Raw genomic sequence first — 19,860 nt, 5'->3', positions numbered from 1 at the left:
TAGCTGAGTGCTCGATGCTCCGCGATCACGCCATGTAATCGCGGAAGCGAGTCGCCCTGAAACCAATCAATAGTCTTGGAGAGCGGCTGTTCCCCGATAGGATGGAGATACGGGCTCACGACTGGACGCCGGGCCCAAGCATCGAATGGAGAACAGCCATGGAAGAATATATCGGTCTCGATGTGTCGATGAAAGAGACGGCAGTCTCGATCCGCCGAGCAGGTCAACGGATCTGGCGCGGCAAGTGCGCATCTGATCCCAGCATCATCGCCGAGCTCATCCGCAAGCGGGCGCCAGCCGTGAAACGCGTGGTGTTCGAGACCGGACCGCTGTCGGTATGGTTCTATCATTCACTGCGCACCGAGGGGTTGCCGGCGATCTGCATCGATGCGCGCCATGCTAAGGCGGCGCTCGATATGGCGGCGAACAAGACGGACGCTAACGACGCCGATGGTCTGGCGCAGCTCGCGGAAGTCGGGTTCTTTCGTGAGGTCCGCGTGAAGGGATTCGACAGCATGCTGACTCGCACGCTTGTCGCAGCGCGCACCCGGTTGGTCCGAATCACTACCAAGCTTTCCAACCAGATCCGCGGTGTCATGAAAACCTTTGGTCTGCTCGTTCCCGCCGGAAAGGGAAGCACCATCGAGAAGAACGTCCGGAGCCTTCTTGCCGATCAGGACGGACTTGCATCGATCGTGCTTCCGATGCTGGAAGCCTGGCGTGGCATTCGCATCCGCGCCGCCGAACTCGGACGGCAGTTGGTCCGGGACGCGCGCCAGAGTCAGGCTTGCCGCATCCTCATGTCGATTCCCGGCATCGGTGCGATCACCGCAACCTCCTTTACCACAGCCATTGAGGAGCCGGACAACTTCAGGAAATCCCGATCGGTTGGCGCGTGGATCGGCCTGACGACATGCAAACCGCGGTCTCTTTCACCGATACATCCAGTGCACAATAGTGTTTCATGCTGCGCTTCTCCGTTTCCTGCGGTCGAGGCTGTTGAAAGACATGACCTCGTTCCCATCAGCCAGAAGCGCAGCACCACAATCCACAAGGGTCAATGGTAAGCCTGCAAAGCCAAATATCCCATCTAATCGCAATGTTGATGACAAGTATCTGCACGTCTTAACACGCGTGTGCCGGGTGCAGGGTTGTCTTCGCGGTCGACATTAGCCGCCGCATGATGGAGCTTCGCGGGTCGAGCCTTCAATGTGGACGACGCACTTTGCTGAGTCAGCGGTGCAACCCATCAGCGGAATGGCTCGGCTCACGTCCCGGCAGGGACACCTTAAGCGTTTGAACGCTATCCGGATTTATGCGGCTGCTCCAGCATTCGGATTAAAGATCTCGCCGGTCTTAAGCAACGTATGCTTATAACCGCCAGTTTGCGGGCTACGGCAACGGCGGCTCGTTTGAAGCCGATCCTCTCCCGGAGCTGCAGACCCCACGTGCGCAGAGTGCTGTCGGTTGAGCTGCGCGTCAGAATGACCGCCGCCGCTTCGTAGAGAAGCCCCCGCAAATGGCGATCGCCACGTCGGGATATATGGCCGTCATTAATCGACTTCTCCGGATTGGTAGCGGCCATCATTGATGAAACAGGAAAAATTTGCCGCGAAACAAAGGTTACTACTCACCCCGATGATTTGATCTCGGTGATAAAGGACCCGAAGTGGCAGATTGAGCGGATCGGTCTTGAAGCCGGACCACTGTCGCAATGGCTTTACGAGGGACTTGCCAAGGCAGGACTGCCCGTGATCTGCATTGAGACCAGGCATGCCAAGGCATTTGAAAGCTCAACCGAATAAGACCGACCGTAACGATGCCCGTGGGATAGCCCAGATGATGCGCGTCAATCTCTATCGGCCTGTGCATGTGAAGACCCTGACGAGCCAGAAGCACTGGGCATTGCTGACAGCGCGCAAACTCTTGCAGGGAAAAGCCATCGCCATCGAGAATGACATTCGCGGATTGTTGCGCAATTTCGGCCTGAAAGTCGGATTGGTTGGAAAGGTTAAATTCGAGGAGCGGATCAATGGTCTCGTCGAAGACAGGCCTGAGCGACATCATGCAGCCTTTGTTGACTGGGCGCAAATTGCTGCGCCAAGAGTTCACCAAGCTGCACAAGAAGGTCTTGGATTTGGTCCGTGAGGATGAAGTCTGCCGCCGGTTAACGACGATCCCCGGCGTCGGGCCCGTTGTCGCTCTGACCTATACGGCAACCATCGATATACCTGCGCGGTTTGCACATTCAAAGGCAGTTGGTTCGGTGCTCGGCATGACGCCGTATCCTGTTGTGGTGACGCGATGATGCGATCCCTGCTTTAGCAGCGCAGGTCCTGCTGGCTAATGTCAAGAAATGATCTTGGCTAAAAGCCTGGGCGGTGAATATCGCCAAACACCGCGGCAGGCAAAAGGCGGTTGTAGCTTTGGCCCGACGGCTTGCGGTGATCATGCATCGCATGTGGAGTGACGGAACCGAATTCTGCTGGACACGGGAGAGCTTGCCTGTTGCTGCGTAATTAGCAACCAGGATAGCGAGAGCCAAAGGAGACAATAAGATTCCGCCGCCGGTGGAAAGAGTCCTTCGCAGGACGATGGATGGGGCGAGTTCGCATGGTTGCTGTTGCGGTCTCATGTTGCGATCAGGTCGCCGATTAGATTGTTCCGCCCCATTCTTCTGGTCCCATAATGGGAGGGCCACAAAGGCCGATCCCGTCTCAGGGGATCTGAACCATGATGCAGAATGCGCATCGGTAGGCGAAGCTCCGGGGCGGCGGGCCCATTCTACGTCCGCGGTCTGAGGACCATGTGTAGCTTCGGGTTGCCGCCACCTCGGATCATCATCGGCAGACCGTCTGCGGGCCAGCCAATTGGGTGTGCGTTGCTCTCCTCTTCCCACGTGTTCCCACCACGCCGCACGCAAACTGACGCCCTGTGGCGCCTCGCCCGTGGTGACGAGGCGCCACAGCGCAATCAGAAGCTTGCGCGCCAGCGCCACGATCATTGTCTTGCGCGTGGCCTTGCGGCCGTCCGCCGTGCGCGCCTGGAACCATCGGGCCAGCGCACCGTCCTTCTGGAAGAGGAGAAAGCGCCAGCCCAGTTGGATCACGCCATGCCGCACGCGGGCACTGCCGGCGCGTGCAAGCCCCTTCTCGCGCCGGCGTTTGCCGCTCTCGTCGAGCGAACCCGTGAGTCCGGCATAGCGCGCCACCGCGCGGCGATCACGCAATCGGCGCGACAGGATCTTGTGGACCAGCATGTCCGCCGTCTCTACACCCACGCCGATGACTCGTGCGATGAGGCGCACCATCGCATGCGGGCCTTCTGGTGCAGCCGGAGCCGCGGCGAGCCTACGCAGGCGGTCGCCCTCGATTGTGCGGATCTGCGCACGCAGGAGGTCGAGCCGCTCAAGCAAGCGGTGCAACTCGGCGCGGGTGTTGTCCGGCAGCGGCGTTCCCTCCGCTATGCGGATGGCGATGAGCCTGTCGGCCGCATTGCGCAGACTCAAGCGGAAGCTGCGAATGCCGAAGCGGGCGAGAATCGCCTTGATGCGGTTGACGAGCCGCGTCTGCTCACCAACCAAGGTCTGTCGCTCGCGGTTCGGCCGCCGCGCGTCCTCTTCTTCGAGCGTCGGAAGCGCCGCCATACTGCAATGGCGCTTCTCGCCACGCAGCCGGCCGAGAAAGGCGCGCATCAAAAGCTCCGTGTCGAGCCTATCTGTCTTGGCACGCCGGTGCTCACGCGACACCGAAACGCTGGCAGGGTGGATGGGGCATAGGCCTCGATGTCGCGCGCCCGGCAGCCAGCGCGCCAGCCAAAAGCCGTCGCCGGCCGCCTCCTAGGCGACGGCGATCCGCTTGATCGTATGCCCGGCCTGGGCCGGCTTCGCCGCGCCAGCGCTGCATCAGCTTCAACAATGATGGCGCGTCGGCAGCAATGGTATCTTTAGCGGCTGGCGCTTGAATCCCGGAACAAGCGCGGCAATCAGCCACTTCGCCTTGCTCATTTCGATGACGGCGACGATCGTGTTATCCTGTTCGAGAGCGGTAAGGGACCGGCTTGCGTCAAAAGACTGTGGCATGGGGCGCCTCCTTCTGAAGAGTTGCTTCTAACAGCGCCGAAAGATGCCACACCCTCGCCGCTTGCCCCACATCTACGCCCTGGGACACGATCACTACTTCACTGCCGCATGACATGGACTCACATTAAAGTCCGCCGCTCTAGCTCAAGCAATTGTGGCTTCCGCCTAGATTCCTCGTTCATACGCTGGACATTCCACGACTGGGGAGGTTGCCGGTCGCAGTCCTTGTCCTTGCGTCCCGCAAGTCCATGCCGCTGCCATGGTCTGGCTGTGTTCTCCCCATGGCTCCCTGCAGGCGACCTACATGTACGCCCAAATTCGGATGCCGCCGACATACGTCTCCGGCGACCTCATCAGCATTTCGCCTCAGCCCTCGGCCTCAATTCCCTTTACCTGCGGGCTACGTGACCCTGCCAGTTGACGCCAGGTCACCGCCGCTTGGGCTCTTGCCCCATCACAGCAGAGCAGAGCATTCTTCAAATCCTCCTTTCTCGATGCCGGGACGGGGCGCACCGTAGGTGAAGTCGGAGACCCACAGCATGTTCGGCGCCTGGGCATGGAACTGGCGGTTGACGTGATCGAGAGGGCATGGCGCCGCCTTGTCGCTCACTGTGGCGCGGATCGGCTTGCCGCGGATGATGCCTTCGACGCCCATGGCCTTCATCAGGCGGGCAACCGTGCAGCGGGCGACGTCGAAGCCCTCGCGTTGCAACTGCCGCCAGACCTTGCGAACGCCGTAGACGCGGAAGTTAGCCTCGAACACACGTCGGACCTCATCGTTCAAAGCCTCATCCCGCTTCGTCCGAGCCGACACCGGGAGGGATCGATGCGCGTGGCGACATGGTCGTGGTAGTCGACGGGGTGATCGGCAGCACATTGCAGATCGGCTCGATCCCATGCGCCTCGCGGTGATCGTCGTGAACGCGATCATGGTCTGAACCGGCGGTCGAGCTCAGCCTGGGCAAAACACGCGGAAGCCTTGCGAAGGATCTCGTTGGCCTGGCGAAGCTCGCGGTCCAAAGCCTTGAGTCAGCCACTGTCGCGTTCGGCCTTCACCCAGTCATGCAGCGTCTGCGCCGTACGGCCAATGTTGGCGGCGATCGACGAGACCGCCGCCCACCGCGAGGCATGCTCTGATCCAGAACCAGCCGAACCGCGCGGGTCCGGACCTCGGGAGAGAACTTGTTAGTCGTCTTGCTTGCCGTGGCTCGACTTTCTCAGGAAGTTGGAGCCTCCGATCAACCCGGGGCGGTTCAGAACGGTCCCGAAGCCGCCGCAGCGTGAGAAGCGTCACCCTACCAGCTTTGACAGTTCCTGAAAAAGCTCAACATGCTATGTTTCAGGTCCAGTCAGCGACCAAAGGGCACAACTCGCTGGGTCACGCGAAGCTAGACAAATGAGATTGGCCGCGCTCAGGCAAGTGCGGAGTGCGATGTGTCCTAGTTGCTTCCTGAAAACCGCAGGCGGAAGACGAAGACCATGAGGGAGACCATACGATGCAGATTCTGATACCGACCCTCTCGGGTCCGCGCCGGCCGGTACGTTTTGGCCACGACAAAATCGGAAATGTTATCGCCACGACTTTGGAAAAATTTGCGTCGAACACCGCTGTTCATACGAGCGAGAATGGCGAGATAAGTTACCAGGAGTTGGGGATGTCCGCGTCGAGTCTTGTGCGGCGTTTCGAGGCCATCGGCCTCCAGCCTGGCGATGCGGTGATTGTCAAGCTCCCCCGATCAGTTGATTTGGTCACGGTCATTCTTGCTACCCAAATGATGGGCGTTGCGTTCGTGCCTGTTGATCCATCTGAATCCAACCAGCGGTTGGACCCCATACTCCGCAACACAAACGCCAATGCAATCGTTAGTCAGGATGCAAGCGGTTCCATCCACGTTGAGCACCTTCTGACACGCGGTGTCAGCAACTCGGCGTTCTCGGACATCTCATACATCATGCATACCTCCGGGACCACGGGAACCCCGAAAGGGGTACCAGTTTCCCAGACGGCTCTTCTGAATCTGGTCGACTGGTATATCGATATGCTCGATTTGTCGGAGGGCATCCGCATATCGCAGCTTACGCGGCCAACGTTCGATCTCTCGGTCCCCGAGTTCTTTGTCCCATTTGCGACCGGAGGGACAATTGTCTTGCCCGCTACAGAACTCCGTGGACAGATTATGCAGACAATCGAATTCCTAATCCAAAGCAAAACGAATGTTGTTCAGATCGTTCCAACACTGCTGCGTCGCTTCTTGGGAGCACTTGAGCGTCTTCCCTACATAGTAGAACAGTTAACGGATCTCAGATATGTGATCTGCAACGGTGAATCCTTGCCAGATTCACTTAGGAAGAGATTCTACTCTATCATTCCACGGGCGAATCTAATAAACAGCTACGGCCCCACTGAGTGTTGCGTTGCCGTTAGCTATCACTATTGCCAACGTTGTGATGCTGATCTGCCAATGTACATCGGCAAACCCGCATGCAACATTGACTTCTTTGTTCTTGACAGCGCCAAATCCGGCGTTGGGTTTGAAGTCGAGGGCGAGCTCTGGGTGGGAGGCATGCAGACGTCCAAAGGCTACGTGGGTGACGATGCCCAATCGCAGCTGCGCTTCGTGCCATTCATTACGTCCAACGGTGAACAAGTGCTGTATCGTACTGGAGACTATGTCTTGGCGTCGGAAGAGCAGGGATTGCGGTTTGTCGGAAGGAAGGATGATCAGATTAAGTTTCGAGGGATCCGACTGGAGAAAGGGGAAATTACGAGCGCGATCGATCGGACGGGCCTATGCGCAGATTCCGCGGTTGTCGTAGTGGATAGAGATGACGACATGGGGCAGGAGTTGGTCTGCATCGTCACGCCCACGAGCGTCGACGTGGATGATGTTCGCCGGCGGCTCTCGGATGCACTGCCGAATGATCGTGTTCCGAGGCTCGTTACGCCTCTTGTCGAGCTTCCTTTTACCGCCAATGGAAAACTGGACCAGCGCACCCTTGAGAGAACTGCCAAGGAGGCGCTCAGGGCGAACGTGAGTTGTGCTGCACCCCAAACAGAACATGCAACGGCGTCACCGTTGGACCACTTGCTGAGAGCGGTACACGCCGTCACGCGAAAATGGGTATTACCCAGCTCGATAGCTCGGGAGTGCAACATTGATTCGCTGAACTTCCTCGAGATACAGGTCAAGTTGGCCGAAACCGGCCTTATGTTCTGCGACGACGTCTATCGAGAGCAAGACTTGTCGCTTGAGGAGTGGGCAAGGCGAATCCAACCAGTCGATCGCAGCGGATCTCAAGCGGGCGCCAGAGGCAAGAGCGGACAGGCTGCCGAATTTAGGGACGAGCTCGCGCGGATTATCGGATACATTGAGTCACTGACACCCAGCACGATTGTGCTGCATTCGTCGCTTGTGGCATTGAGGAATGTAACTGCGAATGAGATAGCATCCATTCTTCTTGAAGGGATAGAGCGCGTCTCCGCGTCGTCCACGGTTATTCTTCCAGCGTTCACATTAAGCTACTGCGCTACGCGGTATTTTCATTGGACGAAGACAAAGTCTGAAACAGGAGTGTTGGCCGACCTTGTGATGCGAGAGCTTCCCGCTGGGCGCACCAAACATCCCGCTTATTCAATGGTCGTGACCGGCCCGAGAGCGCACGAATTGTGCCAGACGGAATGGTGGAGATGCAGTCCGTTCGGTGATGACTCGATATTTGGGTTGATCAGCCGGCTCGGAGGCCTTGTCATGGGCCTCGGTACGTCAGATGCCACGCATGTGCACCGCTGCGAACTGTTGGCTCACGTGCCTTATATGAAAACGATCGATATCGAGGGTGTCTTAGACTTCGGGACGGGGCCGTTTAACGGCTCATCATCAATCTATGTCCGCGATGTCGTGGGAAGGCCGGAATACAGATTTCTTTCGCGCAATGTCGCCCGTGACGTTCATGAATTGAAGGAGGTCACACGTGAGTTCGCGCTGGGTGGAACCTACGCGAGGCTCGTCAGCGTGAGAGACATGGAGTCCATTTGGGTTCCCGCCATGCGCAATGAGCCATATGGCTTCCTCTGGGAAGAGCGCAGGAGCGAAGCGCAACGCGCATATCCCATGGAGAAGTTGCCGAAGAACTATCCAACCCTTGTAAACTCATCTGATTCGGAAGCTTCAAAATGACTGCGCACATATTGGCCTGGTCGAACTTGGCCAAATGCGGCTCAGAAATTTACTATTACGGTCAGAGCTACTCGACATAGTCGGGCGGGGTAGGCAGTGCCTCCTATGTCGAACAAAAGTAACCGGCCGGTTACCCTTCGTCAAAACCTGAAAACGGACTATGCCTCGATCGTCATCCTCTCAGACGCCGACACCATCCTGGCCTTGCTTCGACGATTATGGTGAGGTCCACCCGCACTCCGGCCTCAAGTTCCGCTCACCTCGCGAGTTCTTGCGCCTCAGTGCCTAAACCCAACCGCCGCGTCTCCGGTGAAAATGGGGCCCACTCCACGGTGCAGACGAGAAAGTCGTCTTGTCATTGCTGCCATCCGGGCTAGGTCGTTGTTCCCCTTTCCGCTTCAAGGCGTGGACTTTTGACAATGAAGCGCCGCATGAATGAACTCGTGGTCTCCTGGTGCAGAAGTCAAGGATTGGAAGTGACGCGTTCCCGTGCTTATCGGAAGAATGATCAGGCATCGGTCGAGCAGAAGAACGGTGCCATCGTTCGTCGCCTGGTCGGCTATGCAGGTTCGTTGCGTGCGGAAGTGTATTGGCCCATCCCGAGGTGGCGGAGGTCGACAAGGAGCTGTTGCGCCACGCTCGACCGGCAGTGCTGGCTGACAATAGCGAACAGCATCACCGGTTCGCCGTTGCGAGCATACCCGCACCTCAGTGCGACAAAATCTGATGGAGGAAGAGTTTTGTTCTTTCGTGCTGAGGCTTGGTGAAGAAGTCGTGCGGCTTGCCTTCCTCGACGATCCGGCCTGCATCCATGAAGATGACGCGATCGGCGACGGAGCGCGCGAAACCCATCTCGTGGGTGACGCAGACCATCGCCATGCCCTCGCGCGCGAGACTGGTCATGGTCTCGAGCACCTCAGCGACCATCTCCGGATCGAGAGACGAGGTCGGCTCGTCGAAAAGCATGACCGCAGGCTCCATGCAGAGCGAGCGGGCAATTGCGACGCGCTGCTGTTGTCCTCCGGAGAGTTGACCAGGGAATTTGTTCGCCTGCTCGGGTATGCGTACGCGCTCGAGGAATTTTAGCGCGATCTTCTTTGCCTCGGCCTCGGACATACTCTTAATCCACACAGGCGCTGCCATGCAGATCATCAGCACCGTCATATGCGGGAAGAGATTGAAGTGCTGGAACACCATGCCGACGTTCGTACGAACCTCAGTCAGGTCGCGCATTTTGTTATGCAACCGGATCCCATTGACAGTGATCTCGCCCTCTTGGTGCGCCTCGAGAGCTTCAACGGCCGATTGCGCGATGAACTGCTCAACGAGACACTGTTTACCTCGCTGGCTCAGGCACGCGTAGCCATCGCCCTATGGCACGCCGACTACAACACCGCGCGGCCGCACTCCCAAATCGCTTGGCAGACAGCGGCCGAGTTCGCCAGCACTTCAACCCGCGACGGTCGCTCGCGCTGCGCTATGCCAAAGGCTCCGCGCCAGCGCCCGTCGCTTCACCCGCCCAGCAGGGCACAACCCACGCCGGAAACGAACTCAAAACTGGATAGAAACTGGGGGCAACGTCAGTCGGACGACTCCTATGGTTTTGGTCGGCCGAATTCTCGCAGGGGCGATGGGGCTGATCCGTCAACTACTCGATGCCGTAGTATCGGTGCTTGCCTGGAAAATCTATATGTTGTCCACCGCATTTCCCCTAGGTACCAGCTCTGGAACAACGCAATAATGGGGGTATTTTGAAGAGAGAGAGCCACACCAATTAGCATTCCGGCGAAGTACCGGCCCAAAAAAAGTCGATCCGACGATTCTGGTGTCAATGTGAAGAACATTTACCACGATCAGAAAGTTTTATCACTCTCCCCGTGAATGATCTCCGTGCAGAGGACCTAAAGATGAACATCAACGCTTTCACGGCTCATGAATCCAATGTTCGCCGATATTGTCGGGCCTTTCCCGCAGTCTTTACGAAGGCCCTGGGGGCGACGATCTGGGACGAGACCGGCAAGCCTCACATCGATTTCCTTGTGGGTTCCGGCGCACTCAACTACGGACACAACAACCCGAATATTATGGGACCAGCAATTGAATATCTTGTCGGTGAGAACATTGTCCTGTCGCTTGATATGCATACGGTGGCAAAGCGTGACTTCATTGAAGCCTTTGTCGATTCGATCCTGAAGCCAAGGGGCCTTTGCTACAAGATACAGTTTCCGGGGCCAACCGGCACGAACGCCAACGAAGCGGCGCTGGCCCTTGCGCGAAAGTATACCGGCCGCTCGAGCGTCATGGCATTCACCAATGCTTTCCACGGTATGTCCCTCGGCTCGCTGGCGGTGTCCGGGTCGGCGTCTACCAGAGAACTGGGAGGCGTTGCGCGCCACGATGTGATTCGTATCCCTTATGACGGCTATCCGAGCCAAGCGTTCGATTCCGCCAATTACATTGATTGCGTTTTGAGCGACCCAGGGAGCGGCATAGAAAAGCCGGCCGCAATCATTCTGGAGACCATCCAGGCAGAAGGGGGCATGAACGCCGCATCCGCGGCTTGGCTCATAGAAATTCAGCGCATTTGCCGCAAGCACGGCATTGTTTTTATCGTCGACGATATCCAGGCGGGTGCGGGCCGAACAGGCGATTTCTTTTCCTTCGAGTTCGCGAAAATTGAACCCGATATCGTGTGCCTTTCCAAGTCACTGAGCGGTTCAGGTAGTCCGTTCTCAATTGTCCTTATTCGCCCCGATATAGACATATGGAAGCCCGGAGAACATAGCGGGACCTTCAGAGGCAATAATTTCGCCTTCGTGACGGCAGGGGCCATGTCCAAAATGTGGTCGGACAGCCGGTTTACTGCAGGCGTGGAGCAGACAGCGGCCAAACTGCAGGGGCACCTTGACGGCCTCGTCGCGAAATTTCCCAGATACATTGAACAAAAACGCGGCCGCGGCCTGATGGCTGGCCTCAAGTGCCGTTCACCGGCCGTTGTTGGCCGCGTGCACGATGTCGCGTTCGAAAACGGTCTGCTTATCGAATCTTCAGGGCCAGTTCGCGACGTTATCAAAATTCTCCCGCCGATAACCATCACCAATGTCGAACTCGATAACGGCATTGCCATTCTTGATCACGCACTAAAGGAGCAAGACAATGCGTAGTAAGGCCCCTCAAGCGCCGGCCATCTCGCCTGTTTCCATCATAAAGCGGATCGGCTCGATCAGCACTGCGGACATCATCTCAGTCCTGAAAGGCGAGACGACCGCTCTGCACGTTAAGCAGGCTTTCAGTACTGAAGTAGCCGAGGAGATCAGCGCAAACTTCAGTGTCAGTACCGGTCTCAAGCAGCGAAAAGATGGAGTGCCAGGAGACTATGTCGGCGCATCCCACTACAGGAAGGATGCAGCCACCTATTTCGCCGAGGCCGAAAATGCACGACCGTACGTCGAGGCCCTGTTTAAGAATTTGGTTGACCCGGTCCGAGCAATATTCAGCGCATTGAAGCGCGAGCTTCACAATCAGGGCATTGAATTGCGACTGGCCCGTTCAGAACACGGTCAGGCCAATGTTTGTCGTGCTATCAGCTGGTCTGGGAGCGGCACATTTTCATTGGACCCCCACGACGATGTCGCTCAAGTCCTATGTGCTGGGAGCGGTTATGAGCTCTCATCGGTGGCGCACAACACTGTCGCAGCACTCAACTTTTATCCCAGCATGCCCGAGGAAGGTGGCAATCTGCGGCTCTGGAGCCATAAGCCGACCGTCGCGGACCGAAAGTTGCAGGGTGTAGAGGCCACGGGTTATCCCTATTCGGCAGCTTATCTAAAAACCGTTCCTTGTCGCGAGTTCCAGCTTAAGGCCGGGGACATCGCCCTGATCGACGGCGGCTTCGTTCACGGGGTCACCGGTCAATCAGGCAACGGAAAGCCTCGCCTAGTGCTGAACAGCTTTTTCGGGTTCGCACGGGCGGATCTTGTTCTCTGGTGGACATGAAAAGCTATGGCGGAGGCCACATCCTTTGAAGATGAGGTGCGGCGTCTGCAGGATGAGGACCTGCTTGTGACGGCACAGTGTTTAAGCAACGGCAGATACCTCGCGGAGGAGGGCGCCCACTACTGGGTTTTCCAAGTGACCCATAAAGCCAATGCGCGAACGGAGAAGCAGCTATGATCACGCTACCGCAAATCTCACTGACAAAATTGACAGCCGATGCAACGCGACACGAAGAGCGCGAGCGCCTGCGCCTGGCATGCGAGGAGTACGGGTTCTTCTACCTTGAGCACGGCATCCCGAAAGAACAGATTACAGAAGCCATCCAGGCTTCCCGGCGGTTCTTCGCGTTGCCACAATCGACAAAGGAACGTTTCGGCCACGCCGCCCAAGACGTGTACCCCACTACCGCCCGTGGATACAGTCCCTTGCACGGCGAGGTGCTACATCCCGAGGCTGGTCCCGATCCGAAGGAAATGTTCGACCTCGGGATAGAGAACGAAGGTGACCGGCGCCTGTTTGCCGGACGCACACACCTTCCGGATGACGCGTTGGCTCCTGGTTTTGCCCGAAGCCTGCTTGCTTTGCAGGCTACCGTGGTCAATGAGGTTGTGCCGAAGCTCGGAAGCGCGCTGGCCGACCTGCTCGAAATGGAAGAGGGCTGGTTCCGACGCCATTTCAGCCCGCCGACCGTCCTGCAGCGCGTGATCCGGTATCCGTCTACTGGTGGCACAGCCGGAAAGCATACCGACAATGGGTTCTTCACGCTGCTGCTGCAGGAAGAACTCCCGACGCGCTCCTTGCAGGTCTGGTTCGGGGGGCGCTGGGTGCCGGCACCGAGCTTGCCCGACAGTCTCGTTGTCAATCTGGGCGACATGCTTCAGGCCTTGAGCGAAGACCGCTTTAAGAGCACGCCCCATCAGGTCGTGCACACCGGTCCGGCCGAACGAATTTCCCTTCCCTTCTTTATCTATCCGGACATCGACGCTCGCCTAACTTCCCGGCAAGGGAAGCAAACCTTTAGCGTTGCGGAAGTGATGTTACGCAACTTTGACTCGATCTGGGAAACTCGGAACGGCGCTGGGCGGGCGCGAGAGTTGCAGTAGATAGTTCGGGCTTTGTCAAGCTACGCAAATACGGCGACGACGCGCCGCACCTCGGCGAGGTGCGCTGAGAGAACTCTCCCTACCGGGCTCTGTCGAGCTCTGCGACCTTGTCGAACACCAACACTAGATGTTTATATGGGTTGTCTGCTCTATTTGGCGTGGTGAGGTCAAACACCTTCTGACCATCCGCACCAATGGTCATTGATGTCTTCGCAGTATCGCGCTTCTCTCCGGGCTCGGCCTTTGTGGCCCTCCCATTATGGGCCTGTTGCGCAGTAGCGGAGGGATGTTTGAAGGGATCGGATTGCAGGGATTTCGCTCGTAATCTTGAGCTCTAGCGCCTTGGTGGGGTTTTGGCGGCGGTGCGGCCTCTTACGGCCGGATTGTAGGCGCACCTATCCCGTGATGGCGGCCCATCCGCGCATGTTGAATGCGGTCGCCGCCATCGTCAGCTGGGCGGTCGCCTTGGCCAGCCCGACATAACGGATCGCGGTCAGCTTCATGCGGTTTTTGAGCGTGGCAAAGGTAGTCTCGACCGTCGCGCGGCGTCTTGCGATCAGGCGATTGTAGTGCTTGAGCAGCGGCGGCAACTGCGGATGATGCTTGTTGGGGCGGCGCGCAATGCGCACCTTCTTGCCCTCGGCCTTGAGCCGGGCGCGGCGAGCAGGGGTGTCGTAAGCGGCGTCCGCCCACACCGTCTTCTCGTCTCCGCAGATCAAGGCATCGGCCATCACCGTGTCGTTGACGTTGGCTAGTGTGGTGATCACCGTGCGGATCAGGCCAGAGCCCTCATCCACCCCGACATGAGCCTTGTAGCCGAAGGTGAAGCCGCCCTTGCCCTGCCGCACGGTGCCACGGGCGTCCGCTTCCTTTGAGGTCCGCTCGTCCGTCGGCGGCAATGAGACCGCATTGATCAGCGTGGCATCCAGCATCGTGCCACGCTTCAGGATAACGCCGGCCTTCTCCAACTGCCGGTCCAGTTCACCAAACAACTTATCAAGCAGACCTTCGCCGACAAGCAGATTGCGAAAGCGCGAAAGCACCGTGTGATCGGGAATGCTCTCCTCCAGCCCGAGCCCGACAAAGCGCCGGAACGACAGCCGGTCGCCAAGCGCCTCTTCCAACTCACGGTCCGAAAGTCCGTACAGCGACTGCAGTAAAAGCGCCTTGAACAGGACCAGCGGTGGCCAAGCCGCCCGACCCTGCGAAGGACAACTTTCCACCGACGGCGGAATCTTATTGTCTCCTTTGGCTCTCGCTATCCTGGTTGCTAATTACGCAGCAACAGGCAAGCTCTCCCGTGTCCAGCAGAATTCGGTCCCGTCACCCCACATGCGATGCATGATCACCGCAAGCCGTCGGGCCAAGGCTACAACCGCCTTTTGCCTGCCGCGGTGTTTGGCGATATTCACCGCCCAGGCTTTTAGCCAAGATCATTTCTTGACATTAGCCAGCAGGACCTGCGCTGCTAAAGCAGGGATCGCATCATCGCGTCACCACAACAGGATACGGCGTCATGCCGAGCACCGAACCAACTGCCTTTGAATGTGCAAACCGCGCAGGTATATCGATGGTTGCCGTATAGGTCAGAGCGACAACGGGCCCGACGCCGGGGATCGTCGTTAACCGGCGGCAGACTTCATCCTCACGGACCAAATCCAAGACCTTCTTGTGCAGCTTGGTGAACTCTTGGCGCAGCAATTTGCGCCCAGTCAACAAAGGCTGCATGATGTCGCTCAGGCCTGTCTTCGACGAGACCATTGATCCGCTCCTCGAATTTAACCTTTCCAACCAATCCGACTTTCAGGCCGAAATTGCGCAACAATCCGCGAATGTCATTCTCGATGGCGATGGCTTTTCCCTGCAAGAGTTTGCGCGCTGTCAGCAATGCCCAGTGCTTCTGGCTCGTCAGGGTCTTCACATGCACAGGCCGATAGAGATTGACGCGCATCATCTGGGCTATCCCACGGGCATCGTTACGGTCGGTCTTATTCGGTTGAGCTTTCAAATGCCTTGGCATGCCTGGTCTCAATGCAGATCACGGGCAGTCCTGCCTTGGCAAGTCCCTCGTAAAGCCATTGCGACAGTGGTCCGGCTTCAAGACCGATCCGCTCAATCTGCCACTTCGGGTCCTTTATCACCGAGATCAAATCATCGGGGTGAGTAGTAACCTTTGTTTCGCGGCAAATTGTTCCTGTTTCATCAATGATGCAAACCGCGGTCTCTTCCACCGATACATCCAGTGCACAATAGTGTTTCATGCTGCGCTTCTCCCTTTCCTGCGGTCGAGGCTGCTGAAAGACGTGACCTCGTTCCCATCAGCCAGAAGCGCAGCACCGCACTCAGCTGAGCCAGCGGTGCAACCCATCAGCGGAATGGCTCTGTCCACGCCCCGGCAGGGACGTCTCGGCGCGCTCAGAGACTGAACGCGATCCTTAAAGCCGTCATGCTGTCGCGCCAGCGGTCCTGTCGAAGAACTCGCCGGTCTTGAGCATCGCATGCATTGTCACCGCCAGTTTGCGGGCTACGGCAACGGCGGCTCGTTTGAAGCCTATCCTCTCTCGGAGTTTTAGACCCCATGTTCGCAGGCTGCTGTCGGCGCAGCTGCGGGACCGTCGCAGCTTCGTAGAGAAGCCCCCGCAAATGACGATCGCCCCGCCGGGATATGTGGCCATCATAGTCGACCTCTCCCGATTGGTATCGTCGGGTAGTCAGGCCAAGCCAGGCGCCGACGGAGCGAGATTTCTTGAAGTTGTCCGGCTCCTCAACGGCGGTCACGAACGAAGTCGCGGTGATTGCGCCGACACCGGGGATCGCTCGGCTTTGACGCGCACCAGCGACAAGCTGACGCCCGAGTTCCGCGGCCCGAACGCGCATGTTGCGCCAGGCTTCCAGCCTCGGCAGCACGATAGGAGGCCGTCCTGGTCGACAAGGAGATTGCGGACATTCCTCTCGAACGTGCTTCCTTTGCCGGCGGGAACAAGCAGTCCGAATGTCTTCATGAGCCCTCGGATCTGGTTTGAGAGTTCGGTCGTGATCCTGACCAGCCTGGTGCGTGCCGCAACGAGCGCGCGCGTCAGCATGCTGTCGAAGCCTTACGTATTCCCTGCGGTGACGCCATGATGCGAACGCTACTTTATGAAGCCGCTCAAGTCTTGCTGACGGTGATGAAAAAGTGGTCATGGCTGAAAGCTTGGGCGATGAACGTCGCTAAGCGCCGGGGCCGACAAAGAGCGACCGTTGCCCATGCCCTGCACAGAATATGGTCCGATGGCAATGAGTTCCGGTGGGCGCGAGAGGAAGCGACGGCGGTGATAAAGCGGGTCCACCAAACGAAAGGGAGAACATCCGATAACCAGATCCGCCAGGGGCGGATGAATGTCCTTCGCGGGACGGAGGATGAAGAGAGGACGTGCCGGGACTCGTTTCCACCGCGGCAACATGGTGAGAACGCTGTTTATGTTGTCCCCTTCACTCCAACTGATCCCATGCTGGGAGGGCCAACGCGCCGATCCCGAAGAGAAGCACGGCCTCGCGAAAGACATCAAATGCGCGTGGTAGAGGAAGCTTGAAAGCGATTGCCTTCAACACGCCGAATAGAGAAGTCCCGGCATTTGCGGAGCGGATCAAGCTTGAAGCGTTCTGCTGTGCAGCCCATGCCTTGCAAATGAACTCGTAGGGCGTGAGGCCCTTGAGGGTCTTGAGCCTGCGAGCGAAGTTGTACGCAGCGACGAAGTCGGTGAAATGCTGCCGGAGCTGATCGTGGCTCTCATAGTGGAAGCGCTGGACGGTGGCGTCCTCGATGGTCCGGTTCATTCTCTCGACCCGGCCGTTGGTCCATGGGTGCTTTGGCTTTGTGGTTCGATGTTCGATGCGTGTTGTAGCCGATCGATCTGCGGCGCCTGCCGCTATCCACCGATCTTGGCGCGATCTTCGTTTCTTTGGAACTCAGCAAATCGACCTGGTTGATCAGCTCGCTGTCGCCGCGCAGTGGGGAGAAGATGTCGAAACATGCGGTCCGCGGCGGCGATATCACAGGACTGCTGGCACGGCCGAGGGATCGAAAGCCATGTCGTCGACGCCGCCTCTATTGCCACGTCGCGCCGGCGGCGTCGTGCCAAGACCGACAGATCGATGGTGAGGCGTCGTCGCCTTCTCTCACGGAGAACTCGCCGACTCCGGATAGGCGGCCGCCGACCGCTGCTAACCATAACCCTGCAACAGATCCTTCAAACATCTTTACAGTATCTTTGCAACCGCAAGTCGCTGACAATGTTACCTTCACCGCAAGGGTCTGAGGCTCGGTAGGGCACAAGAAGCCGACGCCTATTGACGCTCAGGCAGCCGGACAGCACCCAACGGAGAGTGAACAGCCAATGACAAGAAGAGCGCTCATCCTGGTTGAAGGGCATAATCGTATCGGACTGCTGTATATGAAAGCAGCCCAGCGCCTTGGTCTTCATCCAATCACCCTGTCGGCTGATCCAGCTCGGTACGACTACCTTGCGGCGGAAAGCATCGAGACAATCCGTGTCGATACAAACAGTCTCGATGCGCTGATCTACGAATGCTCCCGGCTGGGTGGGACGTATGACATTGCTGGCATTACGGGCTTTGCGGGCGACGACGAGTCGATCTATGCCACAGTTGGCCAGCTCTGCCGGTATTTCGATTTACCGGGGCCGAACCCCGCATCGATTGAAGGATGCTGCAACAAATTTACTCAACGTCAGCTCCTCGCGGAGGCCGGCGTTCCAATGCCTTCTTATCGCTTGGCAGCGAATGCGGCGGAGGTTGAAAGCGCTGTCGCGCAGATCGGTCTGCCGGTGGTTATCAAGCCAGCCCTAGGCAGCGGAAGCATTGGGGTTCGCTTGTGCCGCAACGTCGATGATCTAGCCGAACATGCGACCTATCTATTGAGCGGGAGGCACCGGTCTTCGCCGCGTATATTGGTCGAAGAATTCGCACAAGGCCCGCACTATAGCGCTGACATAATGGGAAATGAAGTCATTGGGATTGAGGCCGCTGAATTCGGCCCCCCACCGCATTTCATCTTTCGTGAGTACATCCATCCAGCCCCGCTGACTAGTGAGGAGTATAAATGCATCGCCGACCTTTCGCTCAGCTGTTTGCGAGCTCTCGGCCTTGGCTGGGGGCCATCCTTCGTTGAATTCCGGTGGACGAAGCGTGGCCCCGTCGTCATTGAAGTCAATCCGCGCATTGCGGGTGGGGCCAATCCTCAGCTGGTTCAGCTGGCTTACGGCGTCGACCTCGTCACCGAGCACATCAAGCTAACGGTCGGCGAGGGATCGGATTTGCGCAAAAAGTATTCGCATTCTGCGGGCGCGCGGTTCCTGATCGCAGATCGCGATGGCACCCTAGATTGGATCAGTGGCGACTGTCAGGCGGCTGGTTTACCTGGCGTCGCCGAGGTGGAATTGTACGCCAAACCCAAGACACCGATCGTCAGGAAAGGCGACTATCGAGACCGCATCGGACATGTCGTCGCTGCTTCACCCAGCTATTCTGAGACCGAGACGATACTTGAGGGAGCCGTCAACTTAATCAATTGGTCGATCACACCTTTTCCGACCTCCGGCGAACAGGAACAATCTGAAGCCCCTCACCCTCCGCACCAGAGGAGGAAGCTACGCAACGGGTGATCGTCGTCAAAGATTGGTGCACTCGAGACCGGGGAGTTGCAGGTCGAGATGACTTTGTTTGTGTGGTCCCGGCATGAGATGGCGCGGATCGATCTTGAAGATTGACGGGTCTTTCGTCCATGCCCCGCAGATCATGGTAGAGTGTTTTCCATCGCAGAGCCTTGAGGTGCTTGGCGAAGTTGTAGGCGGCGACGAAGGCCACGACATGGGCCTTGAGGCTTTCTAGATCGTCGTAGTGGTAGACCTTGACCGTGGCATCCTCGATTGTCCGGTTCATCCGCTCGGCCTGACCGCTGGTTCAAGGATGGTAGTTTGGTCAGCCGGTGCTCGATCCCATGATGATGCAGACGCGGTCGAAGATGTGCGGCCCAAGGAAGCGTCGGTTGGGACCATCGCGGTTTTGGGCAGTTCGTTCCTGAGGAAGGCCGCGCCTTCCATCTTGCCAGCGCAGTGATGGAACTCGACGTGGTGAACTTAGAGACCTGGTCGGTCGATGGCCAGGAACATGCCAAGCCTGCACGCACATTATTCATGAATTTGGGTATTGCTATAAGCGAGGAAAACGTGAGAGATATTCATCTGACGCGATTGTAAATATAATTGCAGAGCACGCCCCATCAGGTCGTGCACACCGGTCCGGCCGAACGAATTTCCCTTCCCTTCTTTATCTATCCGGACATCGACGCTCGCCTAACTTCCCGGCAAGGGAAGCAAACCTTCAGCGTTACGGAAGTGATGTTACGCAACTTGGACTTGATCTGGGAAACTCGGAATGGCGCCGGGCGGGCGCGAGAGTTGCAGTAGATAGTTCGGTTTGACGAAGAAGGAGATCAGGAATC

General features: G+C 57.8%; 5 protein-coding genes, 14 pseudogenes and 1 other annotated feature. Of the genes and pseudogenes, 10 read left to right on the top strand and 9 right to left on the bottom strand.

Going from position 1 to position 19,860, the window contains the following annotated elements; genetic code table 11:
* Positions 1-158: 158 nt before the first annotated feature.
* Positions 159-929 (top strand): annotated as a pseudogene (locus MESAU_RS28405) (IS110 family RNA-guided transposase); the annotation flags it as partial.
* Between the two features lie 384 nt (positions 930-1,313).
* On the opposite strand, the pseudogene MESAU_RS31415 reads toward MESAU_RS28405, so the two are convergent.
* Positions 1,314-1,580, bottom strand: a pseudogene (locus MESAU_RS31415) (transposase); the annotation flags it as partial.
* Here MESAU_RS31415 and MESAU_RS28400 point away from each other — a divergent pair.
* A pseudogene (locus tag MESAU_RS28400) lies at positions 1,557-2,519 on the top strand (IS110 family RNA-guided transposase). The pseudogenes MESAU_RS31415 and MESAU_RS28400 overlap by 24 nt on opposite strands.
* Positions 2,520-2,908: 389 nt before the next feature.
* Here MESAU_RS28400 and MESAU_RS32495 read toward each other — a convergent pair.
* Positions 2,909-4,081 (bottom strand): annotated as a pseudogene (locus MESAU_RS32495) (IS110 family RNA-guided transposase); the annotation flags it as partial.
* A gap of 514 nt (positions 4,082-4,595) precedes the next feature.
* Positions 4,596-5,229 (bottom strand): annotated as a pseudogene (locus tag MESAU_RS30755) (IS3 family transposase); the annotation flags it as partial.
* Positions 4,939-5,054, bottom strand: a sequence feature (AL1L pseudoknot). It overlaps the preceding pseudogene by 116 nt.
* A 348-nt stretch (positions 5,230-5,577) precedes the next feature.
* On the opposite strand from MESAU_RS30755, the gene MESAU_RS28385 reads away from it, so the two are divergent.
* Positions 5,578-8,259 carry an AMP-binding protein gene (locus MESAU_RS28385; protein ID WP_013533471.1) on the top strand — a complete coding sequence of 894 codons (2,682 nt, stop codon included), beginning with the start codon at positions 5,578-5,580 and terminating at the stop codon, positions 8,257-8,259.
* A 708-nt stretch (positions 8,260-8,967) separates the two neighbouring features.
* On the opposite strand, the pseudogene MESAU_RS28380 reads toward MESAU_RS28385, so the two are convergent.
* Positions 8,968-9,609 (bottom strand): annotated as a pseudogene (locus MESAU_RS28380) (amino acid ABC transporter ATP-binding protein); the annotation flags it as partial.
* Here MESAU_RS28380 and MESAU_RS32105 point away from each other — a divergent pair.
* The 4 genes and pseudogenes from MESAU_RS32105 to MESAU_RS28365 form a co-directional block, all read left to right on the top strand.
* Positions 9,544-9,824 (top strand): annotated as a pseudogene (locus MESAU_RS32105) (integrase core domain-containing protein); the annotation flags it as partial. The pseudogenes MESAU_RS28380 and MESAU_RS32105 sit on opposite strands and share 66 nt — an antisense overlap.
* A 342-nt stretch (positions 9,825-10,166) precedes the next feature.
* Entirely contained in the window at positions 10,167-11,423 is a 1,257-nt protein-coding gene (gene ectB, locus MESAU_RS28375; protein WP_013533470.1) for a diaminobutyrate--2-oxoglutarate transaminase, read from the top strand.
* Positions 11,416-12,255, top strand: coding sequence for a 2OG-Fe(II)-dependent halogenase WelO5 family protein (locus MESAU_RS28370; protein WP_013533469.1), 840 nt, complete (start codon positions 11,416-11,418; stop codon positions 12,253-12,255). The genes ectB and MESAU_RS28370 overlap by 8 nt, the downstream gene beginning before the upstream one ends.
* 173 nt (positions 12,256-12,428) lie before the next feature.
* A complete protein-coding gene (locus MESAU_RS28365) occupies positions 12,429-13,358 on the top strand; it encodes a 2-oxoglutarate and iron-dependent oxygenase domain-containing protein (RefSeq protein WP_013533468.1) in 930 nt (309 codons plus the stop codon).
* A gap of 395 nt (positions 13,359-13,753) precedes the next feature.
* On the opposite strand, the pseudogene MESAU_RS28360 reads toward MESAU_RS28365, so the two are convergent.
* The 3 pseudogenes from MESAU_RS28360 to MESAU_RS30740 form a co-directional block, all read right to left on the bottom strand.
* Positions 13,754-14,560: pseudogene (locus MESAU_RS28360) on the bottom strand (IS5 family transposase); the annotation flags it as partial.
* 72 nt (positions 14,561-14,632) lie between these two features.
* Positions 14,633-15,619 (bottom strand): annotated as a pseudogene (locus MESAU_RS28355) (IS110 family RNA-guided transposase).
* Between the two features lie 183 nt (positions 15,620-15,802).
* A pseudogene (locus MESAU_RS30740) lies at positions 15,803-16,453 on the bottom strand (IS110 family RNA-guided transposase); the annotation flags it as partial.
* A gap of 15 nt (positions 16,454-16,468) precedes the next feature.
* Between MESAU_RS30740 and MESAU_RS32100 the strand changes: the two are divergent.
* Positions 16,469-16,669, top strand: a pseudogene (locus MESAU_RS32100) (IS110 family RNA-guided transposase); the annotation flags it as partial.
* Between the two features lie 273 nt (positions 16,670-16,942).
* Here the strand turns inward: MESAU_RS32100 and MESAU_RS28340 are convergent.
* Positions 16,943-17,231 (bottom strand): annotated as a pseudogene (locus MESAU_RS28340) (integrase core domain-containing protein); the annotation flags it as partial.
* A gap of 14 nt (positions 17,232-17,245) precedes the next feature.
* Here MESAU_RS28340 and MESAU_RS30735 point away from each other — a divergent pair.
* Positions 17,246-17,489, top strand: a pseudogene (locus MESAU_RS30735) (IS110 family transposase); the annotation flags it as partial.
* A 245-nt stretch (positions 17,490-17,734) separates the two neighbouring features.
* A complete protein-coding gene (locus MESAU_RS28335; protein ID WP_013533467.1) occupies positions 17,735-19,021 on the top strand; it encodes an ATP-grasp domain-containing protein in 1,287 nt (428 codons plus the stop codon).
* Positions 19,022-19,027: 6 nt separating this feature from the next.
* Here the strand turns inward: MESAU_RS28335 and MESAU_RS30730 are convergent.
* Positions 19,028-19,509 (bottom strand): annotated as a pseudogene (locus tag MESAU_RS30730) (integrase core domain-containing protein); the annotation flags it as partial.
* Between the last annotated feature and the right edge of the window lie 351 nt (positions 19,510-19,860).

This window comes from Mesorhizobium australicum WSM2073 (assembly GCF_000230995.2).
Taxonomy (GTDB): Bacteria; Pseudomonadota; Alphaproteobacteria; order Rhizobiales; family Rhizobiaceae; genus Mesorhizobium; species Mesorhizobium australicum.
This window is presented reverse-complemented; position numbering and strand designations above follow the sequence as displayed.

Bases quoted from the DNA above. Each gene is read 5' to 3' on its own strand.
- MESAU_RS28385 (WP_013533471.1), top strand. From the start codon at position 5,578: ATGCAGATTCTGATACCGACCCTCTCGGGTCCGCGCCGGCCGGTACGT.
- ectB (WP_013533470.1), top strand. From the start codon at position 10,167: ATGAACATCAACGCTTTCACGGCTCATGAATCCAATGTTCGCCGATAT.
- MESAU_RS28370 (WP_013533469.1), top strand. From the start codon at position 11,416: ATGCGTAGTAAGGCCCCTCAAGCGCCGGCCATCTCGCCTGTTTCCATC.
- MESAU_RS28365 (WP_013533468.1), top strand. From the start codon at position 12,429: ATGATCACGCTACCGCAAATCTCACTGACAAAATTGACAGCCGATGCA.
- MESAU_RS28335 (WP_013533467.1), top strand. From the start codon at position 17,735: ATGACAAGAAGAGCGCTCATCCTGGTTGAAGGGCATAATCGTATCGGA.